Origin of the sequence: Bacillus sp. AFS002410 (assembly GCF_002556365.1) — a bacterium.
Classification (GTDB): domain Bacteria; phylum Bacillota; class Bacilli; order Bacillales; family Bacillaceae_G; genus Gottfriedia.
The window spans coordinates 1-16,046 of the sequence record NZ_NUEU01000024.1 but is presented as its reverse complement, the minus strand read 5'-3'; the positions used below and the strand labels follow the sequence as shown (position 1 = coordinate 16,046).

13 protein-coding genes are annotated in these 16,046 nt (G+C 32.7%); 9 read left to right on the top strand and 4 right to left on the bottom strand.

Translation table 11 applies throughout. The annotated features are described in order from the left end of the window. Nucleotides 1–235: 235 nt before the first annotated feature. From CN692_RS15740 to CN692_RS15715, 6 genes are all read left to right on the top strand, one after another. Nucleotides 236–1,063 (top strand): DUF4047 domain-containing protein, encoded by an 828-nt coding sequence (locus tag CN692_RS15740; RefSeq protein ID WP_098120122.1) that lies wholly within the window; start codon nucleotides 236–238, stop codon nucleotides 1,061–1,063. Between the two features lie 13 nt (nucleotides 1,064–1,076). Further along, nucleotides 1,077–1,622, top strand: a complete 546-nt coding sequence (sipW, locus tag CN692_RS15735; protein ID WP_373605041.1) for a signal peptidase I SipW — start codon at nucleotides 1,077–1,079, stop codon at nucleotides 1,620–1,622. A gap of 73 nt (nucleotides 1,623–1,695) precedes the next feature. After that, entirely contained in the window at nucleotides 1,696–2,310 is a 615-nt protein-coding gene (locus CN692_RS15730) for a TasA family protein (RefSeq protein WP_098120120.1), read from the top strand. Nucleotides 2,311–2,684: 374 nt separating this feature from the next. Further along, complete coding sequence (locus CN692_RS15725) at nucleotides 2,685–3,863, top strand: tyrosine-type recombinase/integrase (protein WP_098120119.1); 1,179 nt, start codon at nucleotides 2,685–2,687, stop codon at nucleotides 3,861–3,863. A 30-nt stretch (nucleotides 3,864–3,893) separates the two neighbouring features. Further along, nucleotides 3,894–6,023 (top strand): tyrosine-type recombinase/integrase, encoded by a 2,130-nt coding sequence (locus tag CN692_RS15720; protein ID WP_098120118.1) that lies wholly within the window; start codon nucleotides 3,894–3,896, stop codon nucleotides 6,021–6,023. Further along, entirely contained in the window at nucleotides 6,016–6,411 is a 396-nt protein-coding gene (locus CN692_RS15715) for a DUF6262 family protein (RefSeq protein ID WP_098120117.1), read from the top strand. The genes CN692_RS15720 and CN692_RS15715 overlap by 8 nt, the downstream gene beginning before the upstream one ends. Nucleotides 6,412–6,512: 101 nt before the next feature. Here the strand turns inward: CN692_RS15715 and CN692_RS15710 are convergent, their stop codons facing one another. After that, nucleotides 6,513–6,719, bottom strand: coding sequence for a hypothetical protein (locus tag CN692_RS15710; RefSeq protein WP_098120116.1), 207 nt, complete (start codon nucleotides 6,717–6,719; stop codon nucleotides 6,513–6,515). Between the two features lie 206 nt (nucleotides 6,720–6,925). After that, nucleotides 6,926–7,327 (bottom strand): hypothetical protein, encoded by a 402-nt coding sequence (locus CN692_RS15705; protein WP_098120115.1) that lies wholly within the window; start codon nucleotides 7,325–7,327, stop codon nucleotides 6,926–6,928. A gap of 378 nt (nucleotides 7,328–7,705) precedes the next feature. Here CN692_RS15705 and CN692_RS15700 point away from each other — a divergent pair, with 378 nt between their 5' ends. After that, nucleotides 7,706–8,923 (top strand): IS110 family transposase, encoded by a 1,218-nt coding sequence (locus CN692_RS15700; protein WP_098120114.1) that lies wholly within the window; start codon nucleotides 7,706–7,708, stop codon nucleotides 8,921–8,923. Between the two features lie 431 nt (nucleotides 8,924–9,354). Here CN692_RS15700 and CN692_RS15695 read toward each other — a convergent pair whose 3' ends face one another. Next, complete coding sequence (locus CN692_RS15695) at nucleotides 9,355–10,464, bottom strand: AbrB family transcriptional regulator (protein WP_098120113.1); 1,110 nt, start codon at nucleotides 10,462–10,464, stop codon at nucleotides 9,355–9,357. Nucleotides 10,465–10,715: 251 nt separating this feature from the next. Between CN692_RS15695 and gndA the strand changes: the two genes are divergently transcribed. Further along, the gene (gene gndA / locus CN692_RS15690) at nucleotides 10,716–12,122 is read left to right on the top strand and encodes an NADP-dependent phosphogluconate dehydrogenase (RefSeq protein ID WP_098120112.1); all 1,407 of its coding nucleotides are present in this window, start codon (nucleotides 10,716–10,718) and stop codon (nucleotides 12,120–12,122) included. Nucleotides 12,123–12,201: 79 nt separating this feature from the next. Here the strand turns inward: gndA and zwf are convergent, their stop codons facing one another. Further along, the gene (zwf, locus tag CN692_RS15685; RefSeq protein ID WP_098120111.1) at nucleotides 12,202–13,704 is read right to left on the bottom strand and encodes a glucose-6-phosphate dehydrogenase; all 1,503 of its coding nucleotides are present in this window, start codon (nucleotides 13,702–13,704) and stop codon (nucleotides 12,202–12,204) included. Nucleotides 13,705–14,352: 648 nt separating this feature from the next. Here zwf and CN692_RS15680 point away from each other — a divergent pair. Beyond that, nucleotides 14,353–15,609 carry a cation:dicarboxylate symporter family transporter gene (locus CN692_RS15680; protein ID WP_098120110.1) on the top strand — a complete coding sequence of 419 codons (1,257 nt, stop codon included), beginning with the start codon at nucleotides 14,353–14,355 and terminating at the stop codon, nucleotides 15,607–15,609. Nucleotides 15,610–16,046: the final 437 nt, after the last annotated feature.

Sequence of the window (16,046 nt, the reverse complement as noted above, 5' to 3'; positions counted from 1 at the left end):
TTATTTAATTTGTGTTGCGACTGCAATTTTCATTATTGAGAAAATTCAAAATTAAATCAATATGTACAAGTCGGGTTCTTTTTCGCGTGTTTCTTTAGCTTTTCGCCCTATTAGTGACTAATTTCGACAAAAAACTACTAGGCATTGACCCGAAAATAACCCGGTTTCAATTTTCTGACAATTGAGCAATAATGAATTTCAACAGGGCTTTTTGCAAAGGAGTGAAAAACAAGCAATGAAAAAAGTCTCTATAATAATAAGTTTATGTTCGATTCAATTTTACTTAGCAATGCAAACAGTTGGTCAAACGGAGGCATCATTTTCTAGTCGAGCTTCATCAGAACAAGTCATTTCAGCAGCAATTGTGTTTCCAAAAACGATTCAGCAACTAGTAATAGCAGCCAAAGATCATTCAACAAAGGCTAATCATTTATATGAGTCGATTTTGAAAACTTCACCTATTGGTACAGACTCTGAAATGTCCAAATTACTTACTAATGTTCTTAATGAGGAACATGAACTAAATGATGAAATTAAAAGTCTACATAGAATTCAAGAGCAAATGAATTCCTACCATAAACAAGTTCACGAGCTTCAAGAGGTAGACCGCAACAGCTATGAATATGAAAGGAAGGGTTACGAAGTGATGAATCAACTGATCCTTCAAGTAAATGAATCAATCAATCTTGAAAAAATAGACAAGATTAAAGCTGACATTCAATTAAACCTAAATGAAGGTAACGAAGAAAAAAAGGCCAATATTGATGATTCTCAAAATAATGCGCAGAACAACACTACTTCACAAACTAATTTAGAGTCAGACCAAAATGAAGGTAATGAGAAGAAAAAAGACGGCATTGGGGATTCGCGAAATAATACTGAGAATATCAATGCTCCGCACCCTGATGTAGAATCAGTCCAAAATGAAGGTAATGAGAAGAAAAAAGACGGCATTGGGATTTCACGAAATAATACTGAGAATATCAATGCTTCACACACTGATGTAGAATCAGTCCAAAATGAAACTTCAGATAATTCTAACAATACATCTCAAAATGAATAGGTGATATCTAATGTTGAAGAAAATTTTATCAATTGTAGGAAATATTTTAAAAAGTATTTTTTTAGTCATCTTGTGTTTCTTAGCATTTATCGTAATTTCTTCAAGGTTTACAGGTGGAGAATCTACTATGTTAGGTTACCAATTAAAGGCAGTTTTATCTGGATCAATGGAACCAACCTTCCATACCGGATCAATTATCGCTGTTAAATTAGGAGCAAATCCATCATCTTATCAAAAAGGCGACATTGTTACCTTTCACATGGACAATAAGTTAATCACTCACAGAATAGCAGCCGTCCATCAAAAAGATGGTGAAATTTCATATAAAACGAAGGGTGATAACAATAACGCCCAAGACCTATGGACTGTGTATCCTCAGAATATTTTAGGTAAATATTCTAATTTTACGATTCCATATATAGGTTATGCACTAAATTTCGTAAGCTCAAAAGCTGGATCAGCACTATTGTTAATCGTTCCGGGTATTCTTTTAACTCTTTTTGCAATACGCAATTTGTTCCAATTAAGAAAAGAGTTTGAACAAAAAACAGCAGGATGAAGTTGGTTAGTTCTCTTAAGTACAAAATAAGAGCTTAAGAGTTTAATAAATATAACCTTAAGGGGGAAAAGAAATGAGTTTTACTAAGCGAATTGGTCAAGTTGTTATGAGTGGGGCTATGGGTTTATCATTAATTAGTGGGGGTACTTTTGCATATTTCAGTGACACAATTAAAACTGATAATACATTTGCAGCAGGTACATTAGACTTAGGGATGAATCCAAAAGCAGTAGTCAATATTAGTAACTTAAAACCTGGTGACGAAGTTTATCGTGAATTCACACTAGAAAACAATGGTACTTTAGATATTAATAAAGTTTTATTAAACACTAAATATCAAATTGAAGACGTAAAAGGTGATAACACTGAAGATTTAGCTAAGAATATTAAAGTGACTATTATGTATAACACTAGCAGTGCTACAAATGAGATCGTTGATACAACATTATATGATTTACAAAATCAAACTCCAGATTTAACAGCAATTAATCAATTTGTTGGTAGTACAAAAGATCCGGATGGGATTGCTGCAGGACAAAATGAAAAGATTTTCGTATTATTCGAATTTGTTGATAGTGGAGAAAACCAAAACGAGTTCCAAGGCGACAAGCTTAAAGTTGACTGGACATTTAATGCTCAAACTGGTGGCAGTACATATCACGACGACACTGACCCTAACAGCAACTAATTCAAAAAAGCCACCTATTAATGATTAAATTAAGATAATAAATCATAGGATAATTAGTTCAGTATGAGGACTAATTATCCTTTTTTTTGTCATTTTAGATTAATTAATTATTGATAAAAAAAATAGTACACAATGTTTAAAATGTGAGACTAGTGAAGTTTAGTTTGGATTAGGGGACAAAGCCTCCGTGCGAGGACAGCACTCCGCAGAACGAAGTGCGAGGACCTTAATATATTTTAAAATTCTTTAAATGAGTGGATTTCTTTTACAGAAATACAAGTATATTTTAAAATATAAGAATAAATATATAAATTTAGAGAATGTGTAAGAATTAGCCTCGCTTATGAAATCTATAGATTGATTGAGGTGATTAAATGAAACGGGAGGAAATACTAGTTGACAATAGAAGGGTTTATCTCTTAATCGATTCAAACGGAAATCCTATTGAACCTGTTAATAAGTTTATGAAAAACCTCCATACGAATGAAAGGAGCAGTAACACTTTAAAGACTTACTGTGTGGCTTTGAAATTTTACTTTACTTTTTTAGAACAAACAGGGCTTGATTATCATCAAGTAAACTTCGAACAGTTATCCAACTTTGTTGCGTGGTTAAGAAATCCCTACGAAAGTAATAAAGTAGTAGCCTATCAGAAAACAAAAGCTAGACGTAGTGAGAAAACAGTAAACAATTACCTTACGGCAGTTATATCATTTTATGATTATCTGTATCGTTATGATTTAATCGATTCAGAAATTGTTGAAAAGTTGATGAAGAAGGTCTTTGTAGGAGCTGGAGGAAATGGGTACAAAGGTTTCTTACATCATGTAAATGCGGGTAAACCACAATCTAAAAATATCCTTAAACTAAATGAACCTAGAGAAAGAGTAAAGATATTTACAAAGGAAGAAGTTAATGAAATCTATGAGAAAACCACGAACATTAGGGATAGGTTTCTAGTGCGATTGTTGTTTGAAAGTGGTTTGCGCATCGGTGAAGTCCTTTCACTGTTTCTGGAGGACTTTAAATTTGATGCTAAACAAAGGAGGCACAAAATTCATCTGACCGATAGAGGTGAATTACCTAATGGGGGTAAGTTGAAAACTGGAGAAAGAAAATTAGACATCTCTCAAGGACTTATGGATTTATATGATGATTATTTATACGAAGTTATTGATGAATATAATCCAGACCATAACTTTGTGTTTATAAAGATTTGGGGGAATAATGTTGGAGCCCCCCTAACCTATTCCGATGTCTATTCCACTTTTAAAGAAATTGAAAGAAAAACAGGCATACATATTACACCGCATTTATTTCGGCACACGCATGGAACGATGTATTATCTTCAAACGAAAAACATCAAAATGGTACAAGAGCGTCTAGGTCATGCACAAATTCAAACAACTATTAACCTATACGTTCATCCATCCGAAGATGATATCCGTAAGGATTGGGAGAAAGCTTCTATTGCCTTCGAAATCGGACAAAGTAAAGAGCAAAAAGAGAATAACTTGCAATCAGGAATACCTGAAAAAGTAGTTCCCTTTTAAAGCTAGATTAGTATTTTAGGAGGAAAATGATTGCATAAAATCATAGCAAATAATCCACTCCCACAAAGCGAATATTGGGACTTAATCACAACAACCCTCTCCTCTTACGAGGTTAAGAATATTTCCAGTGATGGTATGGTAAAAAGAGGATTTGTGAAAGATGATTACTTTTTAGTCAATGACGTTTGGGACGTTAACGTAATTGGTAAAATTCCTAATTTTCATGAACAATTTAACAAATACAAAAGTAGAAGAAAAACTATAAATTTCTCTACAGAAAATCATAACATCTGCTTAGAAATTAAATTTGTTTTTTATCATAAATTGTTTAGCGATGAACTGAGTTTTAGTAGTTTAAATAATTACACTTCATTTATAAATAAGTTGCTTATATTCCTAAGTGAAGAACATACTTCCCTCTCTTCCTTACTTGATTTAGATATTGATAAAGCTGAAAAAGAGTGGATTTGGTGGTTGAATAACAAAGGTGTAAAAACAACTCAAACAGTCATAAAATTAAATGTTGAATACGAGGCTAAAACAGCAATAGTAGGTTTCTTCAGTTCAGTGTTTATGAAGTTATTCAACCTAACTGATACCCGTGAAGAATGGGTGAAAGATAGATGGGATATTCGAGTTTTGAATGCTAAATATGGATTGGATTACAACCAATCAAAAGCCAATTATTATATTGATTTTACAAATATTAGAAACGCGGTTTTTAGACAGCATTTAAAAAAATATATTAAAACTAGATTATTAGGTGGTGTGAAATTTGCAGTGTCAACTGCACAAGGATATTCACTCAGTGTTCCGAGGTTCTTTAATTTTATTAGCGAATTAGAACCAAATTGGAGTAGTTTAAATGGTCTTACAAGACTACATATTGAGAAATATTTGGAGTTCCTTCGTCATCACGCCCATAATAATATAAAAAATAAAAATGCTAATCCGAAGAAATATATATTTAATAATCTCGTTTTAGTTTATACATTTTTGAAAGATATTCAACGTTACGATTATAGTATCGCACCTGAGATATCATCGTCAAAATTACTTTATTCTGAGGATTATCCAATGCTTGATAAGAAATCTGATGACGATATTAAATACATTCCCGACCATGTTTTGGAGCAACTTTTTGAGCACATTGACTATCTTCATAAGGATGTACAACCGATTGTATGGGTGGCATTCAAAAGTGGATTACGTATAAGTGATGTATTGGGATTAAAACAAGACTGTTTAGTTCGCTTAAACGGTAAATATTCTATTCGAACTGATATTGAAAAAACATATGTAATAGGTCATAAAGTCCCAATTGACAAGCAATTAGCAAATGTAATCGCTGTGCTAATACATAATTCATTGAAATTCAGCAATGAAGATAATAATCCAGACAAATACATTTTCGTTCGTTACCGTGGTTCCCGTAAGGGTAAACCATTTTTTCAAGGTTGGGTACGAGACAAACTCAACAAACTAGCAATGGAAAAGAATATTACTGACGAATTAGGGAAAGGCTTCCACTTCACAACACACCAATTTAGACATACATTTGCAGTAAAAATGTTAAATGGTGGAGCTGATATTTTAATTGTACAGGAACTATTGGCTCATGCTTCTCCTGAAATGACGATGCGATATGCACGTATATTGGATGATACAAAACGTAAGGAATTCGAGAAAGTTATAAAACAAGGTGTATTTTCTTTTGACCTCAATGGAAAAATCCATCAAGTCTCAGAGATAGAAGAAATCCCTGAGGATATTCTAGAAATGTTGTGGAAAGATGAAAAGCTAAACGCCATAGATAACCCTTACGGGACTTGTCGAGCTAGAATTAACGGGAATTGTCCATTAGCAGCAGAGCCTCCCTGCCTTACAGCAAACGATGGTAAGCCTTGTTTTGACCTAGCTGTCGGTATGACTAGTTTTGACATAAAAAAGTATGAACTTCATATAGAAAGTGCAATAAAAATGATTGAATCATCTAAGGAGTATAATCGTCAAGATATGGTCGAAACAAACGAAAAGAACTTAAAGAGATACCAGGATATTTACGAAACAATAAAAAATGGAAATGTTATTTTTGGACGTTTCGAACGTATGAAAAGACAATTAGAAAGTAAGAAGAAGAAAGGTGTTTACCATGGCTAATTTTGACCGTGAGGTGCAAATGAAGCAGATTCATGAGAATAGAAAGAAAGCGACCATGAGTAAGGTGGAGGAAGCTATTAAACGTCTTACAAGGAGTGCTAAAGCAATTAACTTTAATAGCGTGGCACAGGAAGCCGGAGTAAGCAAAGCAACGCTTTACAATCATTCAGAGATTAAAGAACGTATCAATTTCTTGAGAAATCAACAGGAAAAAGCATTTGTAGAATCACGCATAAAACGAGATGAAAATAATCAAAACGCTATAATCGGTTCCCTTAGAAGGAGAATTGAAAAATTGGAGAAAAAGAATAAATTACTCGAAGAAGAAAATAAGCGTTTACGCGATATTGAAAATAAAAAACTTACTGATTACTTTGCAAAGTTATAAATAAAGTTTCTGTTAAAATAAAATGTTGATTAATAAAAAAAGGCTGTCTATTTAGACAGCCTTTAGTAAATGTTGTAGAACTAAAGCATGCGTTAGTTGTATTATATATAATAAACTAATGTCCCAACACCAATGAAAAAAACACCAATAATTCCAGTCCAAACAGAAAATTTAAACTTATTAAAGTGACCTAATTTTAAAAAATCTTCTTTTACTACTCGTTGTTGGTCAGGGGATTGAAATGCTCCGATAAATACACCTGAAAGAAGTAAACAAATCCCTCCTAATATAAAGCAAAATTTTACCAACTCAATATCATCCTCTCATTGTCAGTTTTTATTAATAGTTAAATAATTTCTAATAAAAACTCTTTTATTTATTATAAGGTAAATTGACATGGTTCTAGTTTTGCGAAAATATATCAATTCTATTTTTTCTTATTGAACTAAATGACATTTTGTTGAATAAAAATAGAGCTGCCAAAGCAGCTCATGTTGTACAACTAACGCATGCGTTAGTTCAACAAGTATTTTTTTAAGGCTTTAGCGTTATTTTTATCTAACTCACCGTAACCTTCTTTTTTATCATCACTAATAATTGTTGCTGTACCAGACTCATTGAACCAAATTGAATATTCATATAATCGTTCAGGCATACCTTTTTCTACTTCATAAAAGAAAACAGCTTTTGTATCCTCTTTTCTAGCCATACTTGGAACTGTATTTGGTTCCCATTTAATTTGTTTAGATAAATCTTTAATTAAAGTTAAAGTATCTTCATCCTCAATGATAATTTCGTCTTTATTTTCTATAAAGACATCCACTCTTGTTAAATCTCCCTTTCCTTCTGGCTTGCAACCTACCAATAAAAAAACGAAAGTAGAAATAAGAACTAAAACCATAATTATTTTTTTCATCCTTACACCTCCTTAAATTGATAAGTTCTACAATATATATTCTCATACCTTTAATTTAAAGTCGGGTTATTTTATTCCTGATTTAATAACGTTTATACGATTTCTTATTGAACTAAACTGCCATTTAGCCACCCATGCAGCGCTCGCGCTGCACCACAGCGAATGAAAAAGAATTAAAACCGTCAATACTGCTTCTATGGCTGGGTGAGGAAGGTCGAGCAACTATGGTGCCATTAGAGCCCAACATTTAGTCTGACTCCAACGATCACGGTGCATCACAGACTGTCGCTCCCTTACGGGAAGCACTCATGGTAGATTAATCCTATTCTGATTATTGCACCAGCCTCTATTTTTAAAGCCATAGGAAGGATGTATTCAATGGAAGTTATCATTGAACGAGTTTGCGGAATGGATGTTCATAAGGACAACATTACCGCATGTATTATGACACCTGGAGGAAAGGAGATTCAAACGTTTTCTACGAAGACGATTTTTTTAATTAAACTGATGGATTGGATAAGGTCACATGGATGTACTCATGTCGCTATGGAAAGTACAGGGGTGTATTGGAAACCCATTGTTAATCTGATTGAAGCTGAAGAATTAGAGTTCTTTGTCGTCAATGCGCAACATATGAAAGCTGTTCCTGGACGAAAAACTGACGTAAAAGATGCTGAATGGATCGCTCAACTTCTCCGCCATGGATTATTGACAGCTAGCTACGTTCCCGATCGAAATCAACGAGAGTTACGAGAACTGGTTCGATATCGTCGAAGTATTATTGAAGAACGCTCTCGACAACTTAATAGAATACAAAAAGTACTGGAAGGTGCAAATATTAAATTAGGCTCTGTTGTTTCCGATATTATGGGTGTTTCAGCTAAAGAAATGCTTAACGCCATTGCAGATGGCGAAGAAGATCCTACGAAACTAGCAGGTATGGCTCGTCGCTCATTGAAACGCAAAAAAGATGAACTTGAGCTCGCTCTACGAGGGTATGTTAATCCTCATCAACGTATGCTGCTGAAAACAATATTAACTCACATTGATTTTCTAACTGAACAAATTGAAAAACTCGATTCAGAAGTAACACAGAGAGTAAGTTCTTATCAAGAAGACATAGAACGACTGGACTCAATCCCTGGTATCGCTACACGTATGGCTGAACAGATACTAGCCGAAATTGGAACAGATTTAGAAAACCAGTTTGGAAGTGCACCCCGATTATGTTCCTGGGCAGCATTAGTTCCTGGACATAATGAAAGCGCTGGAAAAAGAAAATCAACTAAATCAAAAAAAGGCAACAAGTATTTAAAATCAGCCTTAACTGAAGCCGCACATTCAGTAGGTGCATCCAAAAACTACCTTGGAGCAATGTATCGAAGAACAGCAGCACGAAAGGGTAGGAAAAGAGCAGGAATAGTAGTAGCACATGCCATGTTAAGAATCGCCTATTATCTTCTGACCAGGAAAGAAATGTACAGAGACTTAGGAGAAGATTATTTTGACAAACAAAAAGAAGCATCAATGGTCCGTTATTCAGTTCGAAGACTTGAAAAATTAGGGTATTCTGTATCGATCGAAGAAGTCTCTTAATCCATCAACCACTAATATATTTTTTTACTGTTAGACGCTTTTTAAAAATAAAATAAAGACGTCTTCTTTAGTTATGCACTTTTTCACATGAATACCGTAAGGTTTTTTCATGGTAGTTGAATAAGAATTAAATATATAATCCCATTATACTTTATTTTTCTAAGATAAATGGATTTCAATCACTCTTTTAAATGTCCAATTGCACCTGGTTTAGTGTATCAATTCGTAAGCACCACATAAATTTATGCGTACTATACCAAATTATCTACGAATTAGTGGTCCAAATTTCATCAAAGCTCCATATAATCATTGATATTACAACAGAAAAGGAGATGCCAATTCATATGTGAATTACATCTCCAAAGTATATACTATTTACTGTTTTCTCCCTCTGAACCGAACCCGTTAAAAGTAACTCCCCTTGCTTTTTCTTATTCATTGCTGATTCGCTTAAGCTTACTTTCCTGTATCCTCGACCTAAAAATATATCTTAATAAATAGGGGACTACGATAAAGATAAAAAGTGTTCTAAATAGTTGATAGCACATAATGACAGTTATATCCGCGTCTACTTCCTTTGCAATAAGTGCCATTTGATCCATTCCGCCAGGTGCTAGACTTAATAGGGCGGTTATATGATCAATGGTGTGAATATGTGTTAAAAAGATACTAGATAAAAGTGAGAAGGTTAATAAAATTACGCCACTTAAGATTGAAACTAAAACTATTTTTAATTTGTTAGCTAATTTTTCTGGTTTCAATAATAGACCAATATAACTTCCCATCATTAGCTGAGAGCAGTTCAAAATAACAGATGGTAATGCAGGTCCATGTAGTCCAGATAAATTAAGTATTATTGAGGCAACCATCGGACCTAATAGTAATGCGGTTGGAAAATTTATTTTCTTCCCCAATAGTCCTAGTAAAGTACAAGCAATCGCAAAAATAAATATATTTGGGAATAAGCCATGCCAGCTTGCTGATGAGTGATGTATGGCTTCTGAAATTGCATTTTTATGAGTATCAAAAAAAGGGCTGAAAATTAGTAGGGGTATCATAAAAATAATCATCATAAGTCTCGAAATTTGTAGGAAAGTCACAATAGTAAAATCCACATCTTTTATTTCTTCTGCAAGGGCGATCATTTGACTTAAGCCACCGGGGATACTTCCTAATAAAACAGTAGGATAATGTATATTAAATAGTTTTGAAATAATTATTGAAATTGCAATTGTAAATAGAATTAGAAGGAAGGTCATCAAAAGCATAGATGATAATTGTTGTCCGATTTGAATAAAAGTTGAAGCAGTGAATGATAGCCCAATCGTATAACCGATTATAATCATCGCAGAATCACGAATTTGACTTGGCCAGTTTAATTTTATTCCTTTAATTTTAGAAAAAATAAGTACAAAAAACATCGGACCTAAAAGCCAAGGGATTGGTAGGTTAATTAATTGAAAGATCATTCCGCCTATAATTGCAATGATTAAAGTAAGTAATAGTTGAATCCACTTATTATTGTTGTATTTTAATACCATTTTTTCACTTCTTTTCAAATTATAAAATTTTAATGAACATTTGATGTTTACATTTATTCAACGCACTAGTTGTGATAATATCATTATTGACCTTAAGTTTATGGTATGCAAGGATTTTGCTTAGTCAGATGCTTTTTTGGGTGATTAACAGGATAGCAAAACTAATCGGAGGATATATTAATTATAGTAAATATTTTACAATTATTATGTATCTAACCTTTGCAAATTTTAATTAGAAGGGACTAATTGAATTGGCTAAACAACAAATAGGCGTTATTGGTTTAGCAGTAATGGGGAAAAACCTAGCTTTAAATGTTGAAAGTAGAGGTTTCTCAATTTCTGTATATAACCGATCAGTTGAAAAAACAGAAGAATTTTTAAAAGAATCAGAAGGAAAAAATGTAGTAGGAGCATTTTCAATCGAAGAATTTGTAAATTCTCTTGAAACACCACGTAAAATATTAATTATGGTAAAAGCTGGTGCTCCAACTGATTCAACAATTGAAATGTTATTACCACATCTTGATAAAGGTGACATTTTAATTGACGGTGGAAATACATATTATAAAGATACTCAAAGAAGAAATAAAATGTTGTCTGATAGTGGAATTCATTTTATTGGTACAGGCGTTTCTGGTGGAGAAGAGGGTGCTTTAAAGGGGCCTTCAATTATGCCTGGTGGACAAGAAGAAGCATTTGAACTAGTAAAACCGATATTTGAAGCTATTTCTGCAAAAGTAAACAATGAGCCTTGTACAACATATATTGGACCAGATGGCGCAGGTCACTATGTTAAAATGGTTCATAATGGAATTGAATATGGAGATATGCAATTAATCTCAGAAGCTTACTTTTTATTAAAAAATGTTCTTGGCTTAAGTGCTGATGAGCTACATCAAGTATTTAGTGAGTGGAATAAAGGTGAATTAGATAGTTATTTAATCGAAATAACGGCTGATATTTTTACAAAAACTGACGAAGAGACTGGTAAACCACTTGTTGATGTTATTTTAGATACAGCAGGACAAAAAGGAACTGGTAAATGGACAAGTCAAAGCACACTTGATTTAGGCGTACCAACTTCTATTATTACTGAGTCTGTGTTTGCAAGATTTATTTCTGCAATGAAAGATGAACGAGTAAAAGCAAGTAAGTTATTATCTGGTCCATCAACTAGCTCATATAATGGAAATAAAGAGCAATTGATTGAAGATGTTCGTAAAGCACTTTATATGAGTAAAATTTGTTCTTATGCTCAAGGATTTGCACAGCTAAGAGCGGCATCTGATGAGTATAACTGGGATTTAAAATACGGTGAGATCGCCATGATTTTTAGAGGCGGATGTATTATTCGTGCGGCATTCTTACAAAAAATTAAAGAAGCATATGATCTTGATGCGAATCTTTCAAACTTATTACTTGATCCTTATTTCAAAGAAATTGTAGAGAGCTATCAAGGCGCATTACGTAAAATTAGCGTTGTAGCAATTGAGGCTGGTGTACCAATTCCATGTTTCTCTGCTGCACTAGCTTATTTTGATAGTTATCGTACTGAAACGCTACCAGCAAACTTAATTCAAGCACAAAGAGATTATTTTGGTGCACATACTTATGAACGAATTGATAAAGAAGGTAAATTCCATACTCAGTGGACTTAATTTTAAGTTTTAATTTGTTTATGAACTAAAAAAGTTCCCCCCTCTACATTAAGAGGGGGGAACTTTTTAGTCTTTAATTTCATTCTTTATGTTCATTTAATCGATCAGAAACAGGCCACCATTTATGACCGTCAACTGTCAATAAAGTATCAGCTTCATTTGGTCCCATTGAACCAGAATTATAAGTTGTAAGTGGTGCTAAATTTTGGTCCCAAGCTTTAGAAATCACATCAACAAAGCTCCAAGAGTATTTTACTTCATCCCAATGTGTAAAGTTTGTTCCATCACCTAACATACAATCATAAATTAATCGCTCGTATGCTTCAGGAGTATTAATACAATCAACACAATTATTATTAAAAGTTAATTGAATTGGTTTTGTGTATCCTTCAGAGCCAGATCTTTTTGCGTTTAATTGTAAAGTAATGCCTTCATCTGGTTGAATATGTATTATCAATAAATTTGGAGACATAGGTTCTTTTGTATTGTAATAAAGATTCATTGGAATATCTGAGAATTGTACAATAATCTTCGTAGATTTTGTAGCCATTCGTTTTCCTGTTCGAATATAGAATGGAACACCTGCCCATCTAAAATTGTCGATAAAAAGTTTTCCTGCTACAAATGTTTCAGTTTGTGAATTTGGATCAACATTGCTCTCATTTCTATATGCAGGTACTTCTTCAGCGTTAATTACACCAGCATCGTATTGTCCACGAACAAAATAATCTTTAACTTCGTTTTCTTCAATTTTTCGAAGAGCCTTAAATACTTTAACTTTTTCACTACGAATTTCTTCGGTTGTTAATTTAATAGGAGGCTCCATTGCAAGTAAAGCTGCAACTTGAAGCATATGATTTTGAACCATATCTTTCAAAGCACCAGAATTCTCATAATATTTTCCACGATCTTCTACACCAAGAATTTCACTTGAAGTAATTTGGATATTGGAAATAAATCGATTATTCCAAAGCGGTTCAAACATCGCATTCGCAAAACGGATTACTTCGATATTTTGAACCATTTCTTTACCTAAATAGTGGTCAATACGGTAGATTTGATTTTCTGAAAATGCTTCTCGTATTTCATCATTTAATTCCATAGCGCTAGGCAAGTCATGTCCAAATGGTTTTTCGATAACAATTCGACTCCAGCCTTCTGTATCGGCTAAACCATTCTTCTTTAACTGCTGAGCAATTGTACCGAAAAACTCAGGTGCCATTGCCAGGAAGAAGATACGGTTACCAGGAATTAAATAATGGTTATCTAAGTTTGTTAATAAATTGCCTAATTCTATGTATGATGATGCTTCTAATACTTCAAATTGATGATAATAAAAATGAGATAAAAAGCTTTCAATTTCTTCTTCAGAAGTCGCAATTGATTTAATTGATTTTTTCACAGTTTCACGAAACTCATCATTTGACCAAGGTCTTCTACCAACACCTACAACCGCAAAGCCTTCATCAATTTTTTGACTTAAAAATAATCTATATATTGAAATAAAAAGCTTTCTTTTTGCAAGATCTCCTGTTGCGCCAAAAATTACGATTACTGCTTTAGGATTTACTTTAGTTTTCAATGAATTTACCTCACTTCTTCAACATAAATTACTAACTTATTTTAGTAATAATCAAGGCCGATTATACAAATAATGTAAAATCCCTTTCAAAAAAATGATTTGAAAGCATTTTCATCAATTATTAGAAAATAAATTAAATTACCAAATTATTCATCTTTTATCATAAACAAAACGAACAGTTTCGTAAACAAAAGTCTTGATAAAATTAAAACATTTTTCTACTTTTTTACTTGAAAATAAAAGGTTTAAGAGCGAATTCGATAATACACGACTTTTTGCTTATTTGACAATGAATTAATGGTAAATTTTCAGATTGAAAATTAAAAATAGATTAAATAAAGATAAGAGAAATTTGATAAAATCTCAGTTTTCTAGTAGAATTGAATTAAGTTAGTGTAATAATTTGGAAAATATAGTAAAATTGATATCAAAATGTTTTCAAAAAAATAATCTTTTTAATACTTTTTTTGATGTTCAATATTGAATTGAATCCTCAAAAAAGTTTATAGATGGGTTTTAAAAAAGTTCCATCGAAATCTTAATAAGCCAAGAGTGCTTAAAACCATTTAAACTATTTAAATGGTTTTGTTATTTTTTTACAATGTATTACTACTTGGCAAACATTCTACTATAGGAGGGACTTTTAATATGAAAAAAATTGGCTTAGCATGGCAAATTTTAATTGGTCTTGTAATCGGGATCATTGTAGGTGCAATTTTTTATGGGAATCCAAAAGTTGCAGATTATTTACAACCAATTGGTGATATCTTTTTAAGATTAATTAAAATGATTGTCATTCCAATCGTTGTATCAAGTATCATTGTTGGTGTTGCTAGTGTTGGTGACACAAAAAAACTTGGACGCCTAGGCGGAAAAACTATCCTTTACTTTGAGATTATCACAACAGTTGCGATTTTAATTGGTTTATTAGTAGCTAATATTGTTAAACCAGGTGCTGGTGTAGATATGAGTATTCTTCACAAAACAGACATAAATACTTATGTTGAAACAGCCAAAGAAGTGAAGAGTCATGGGTTTGCGGATACATTTGTAAACATTGTTCCACCAAATATTTTCTCAGCTTTTGTTGAAGGGAATATGTTAGCGATTATCTTTTTCTCAGTTCTATTTGGTCTTGGAATAACAGCAGTAGGAGAAAGAGGAAAGCCAGTATTAGCATTCTTCCAAGGAACAGCTGATACAATGTTTTACATTACAAATCAAATAATGAAATTTGCTCCATTTGGTGTATTTGCATTAATTGGTGTAACAGTTTCAAAATTTGGACTAGAATCATTAATACCATTAGGAAAATTAATCATAACTGTCTATTTAACAATGGCATTCTTCATCGTTGTAGTATTAGGATTAGTAGCCAAAATGGTAGGCGTTAATATTTTTAAATTTATTAAATTAATTAAAGATGAGCTGATCTTAGCATACTCTACAGCAAGCTCTGAAACAGTTTTACCAAGAATTATGGAAAAAGTTGAAAAATTTGGTGTGCCTAGATCAATTTCTTCATTCGTAATTCCAACAGGTTATTCATTCAATCTTGATGGATCAACTTTATACCAAGCATTAGCGGCAATTTTCATCGCTCAAATGTACGGTATTCATTTATCAATCACAGCTCAAATTTCACTAATGTTAGTATTAATGGTTACTTCAAAAGGTATCGCAGGAGTACCGGGAGTATCATTTGTAGTATTATTAGCTACATTAGGTACAGCTGGAATTCCGGTTGAAGGACTAGCATTTATTGCTGGTATCGACCGTATTCTAGATATGGCTAGAACGGCAGTAAACGTTGTTGGTAACTCATTAGCAGCAGTTGTTATTGCTAAGTGGGAACGTGCGTTTAAACCAGAAGTGGTTGAAAGTGATAATAACGTTGCAATGTAATTAAAAAAATAGATTGAAAAGAAGATGTCCCACATGATTTTGTGGGACATCTTTTTTTATTAAAGAGAAAATATTTTACACATAAAGGGTTCATGCGATTAAAAAAGGACAAGAAGATGAAAATATTTAACTCATAAGGGGTCATGCGATTATAAAAGGTAAGAAGATGAAATTATTTAACTCATGAAGGGTTCATGAGTTAAAAAAGGGAAGGAAGATGAAAATATTTAACTCATAAAGGGGTCATTAGTTAAAAAAAGTGGAGGAAGATGAAAATATTTAACTCATAAGGGGTTCATGAGTTAAAAAAAGTGAAAGAAGATAAAAATATTTAACTCATAAAGGGCTCATGAGTTAAAAAAAGTGAAGGAAGCTGAAAAAACTTAACTCATGATGGGTTCATGAGTTAAAAAAAGTGAAGGAAGCTGAAAAAACTT

Excerpts from the sequence above, each read along its gene's own strand:
- CN692_RS15740 (WP_098120122.1), top strand. The coding sequence starts at position 236 with ATGAAAAAAGTCTCTATAATAATAAGTTTATGTTCGATTCAATTTTAC.
- CN692_RS15730 (WP_098120120.1), top strand. The coding sequence starts at position 1,696 with ATGAGTTTTACTAAGCGAATTGGTCAAGTTGTTATGAGTGGGGCTATG.
- CN692_RS15725 (WP_098120119.1), top strand. The coding sequence starts at position 2,685 with ATGAAACGGGAGGAAATACTAGTTGACAATAGAAGGGTTTATCTCTTA.
- CN692_RS15715 (WP_098120117.1), top strand. The coding sequence starts at position 6,016 with ATGGCTAATTTTGACCGTGAGGTGCAAATGAAGCAGATTCATGAGAAT.
- CN692_RS15705 (WP_098120115.1), bottom strand. The coding sequence starts at position 7,327 with ATGAAAAAAATAATTATGGTTTTAGTTCTTATTTCTACTTTCGTTTTT.
- CN692_RS15700 (WP_098120114.1), top strand. The coding sequence starts at position 7,706 with ATGGAAGTTATCATTGAACGAGTTTGCGGAATGGATGTTCATAAGGAC.
- CN692_RS15695 (WP_098120113.1), bottom strand. The coding sequence starts at position 10,464 with ATGGTATTAAAATACAACAATAATAAGTGGATTCAACTATTACTTACT.
- CN692_RS15680 (WP_098120110.1), top strand. The coding sequence starts at position 14,353 with ATGAAAAAAATTGGCTTAGCATGGCAAATTTTAATTGGTCTTGTAATC.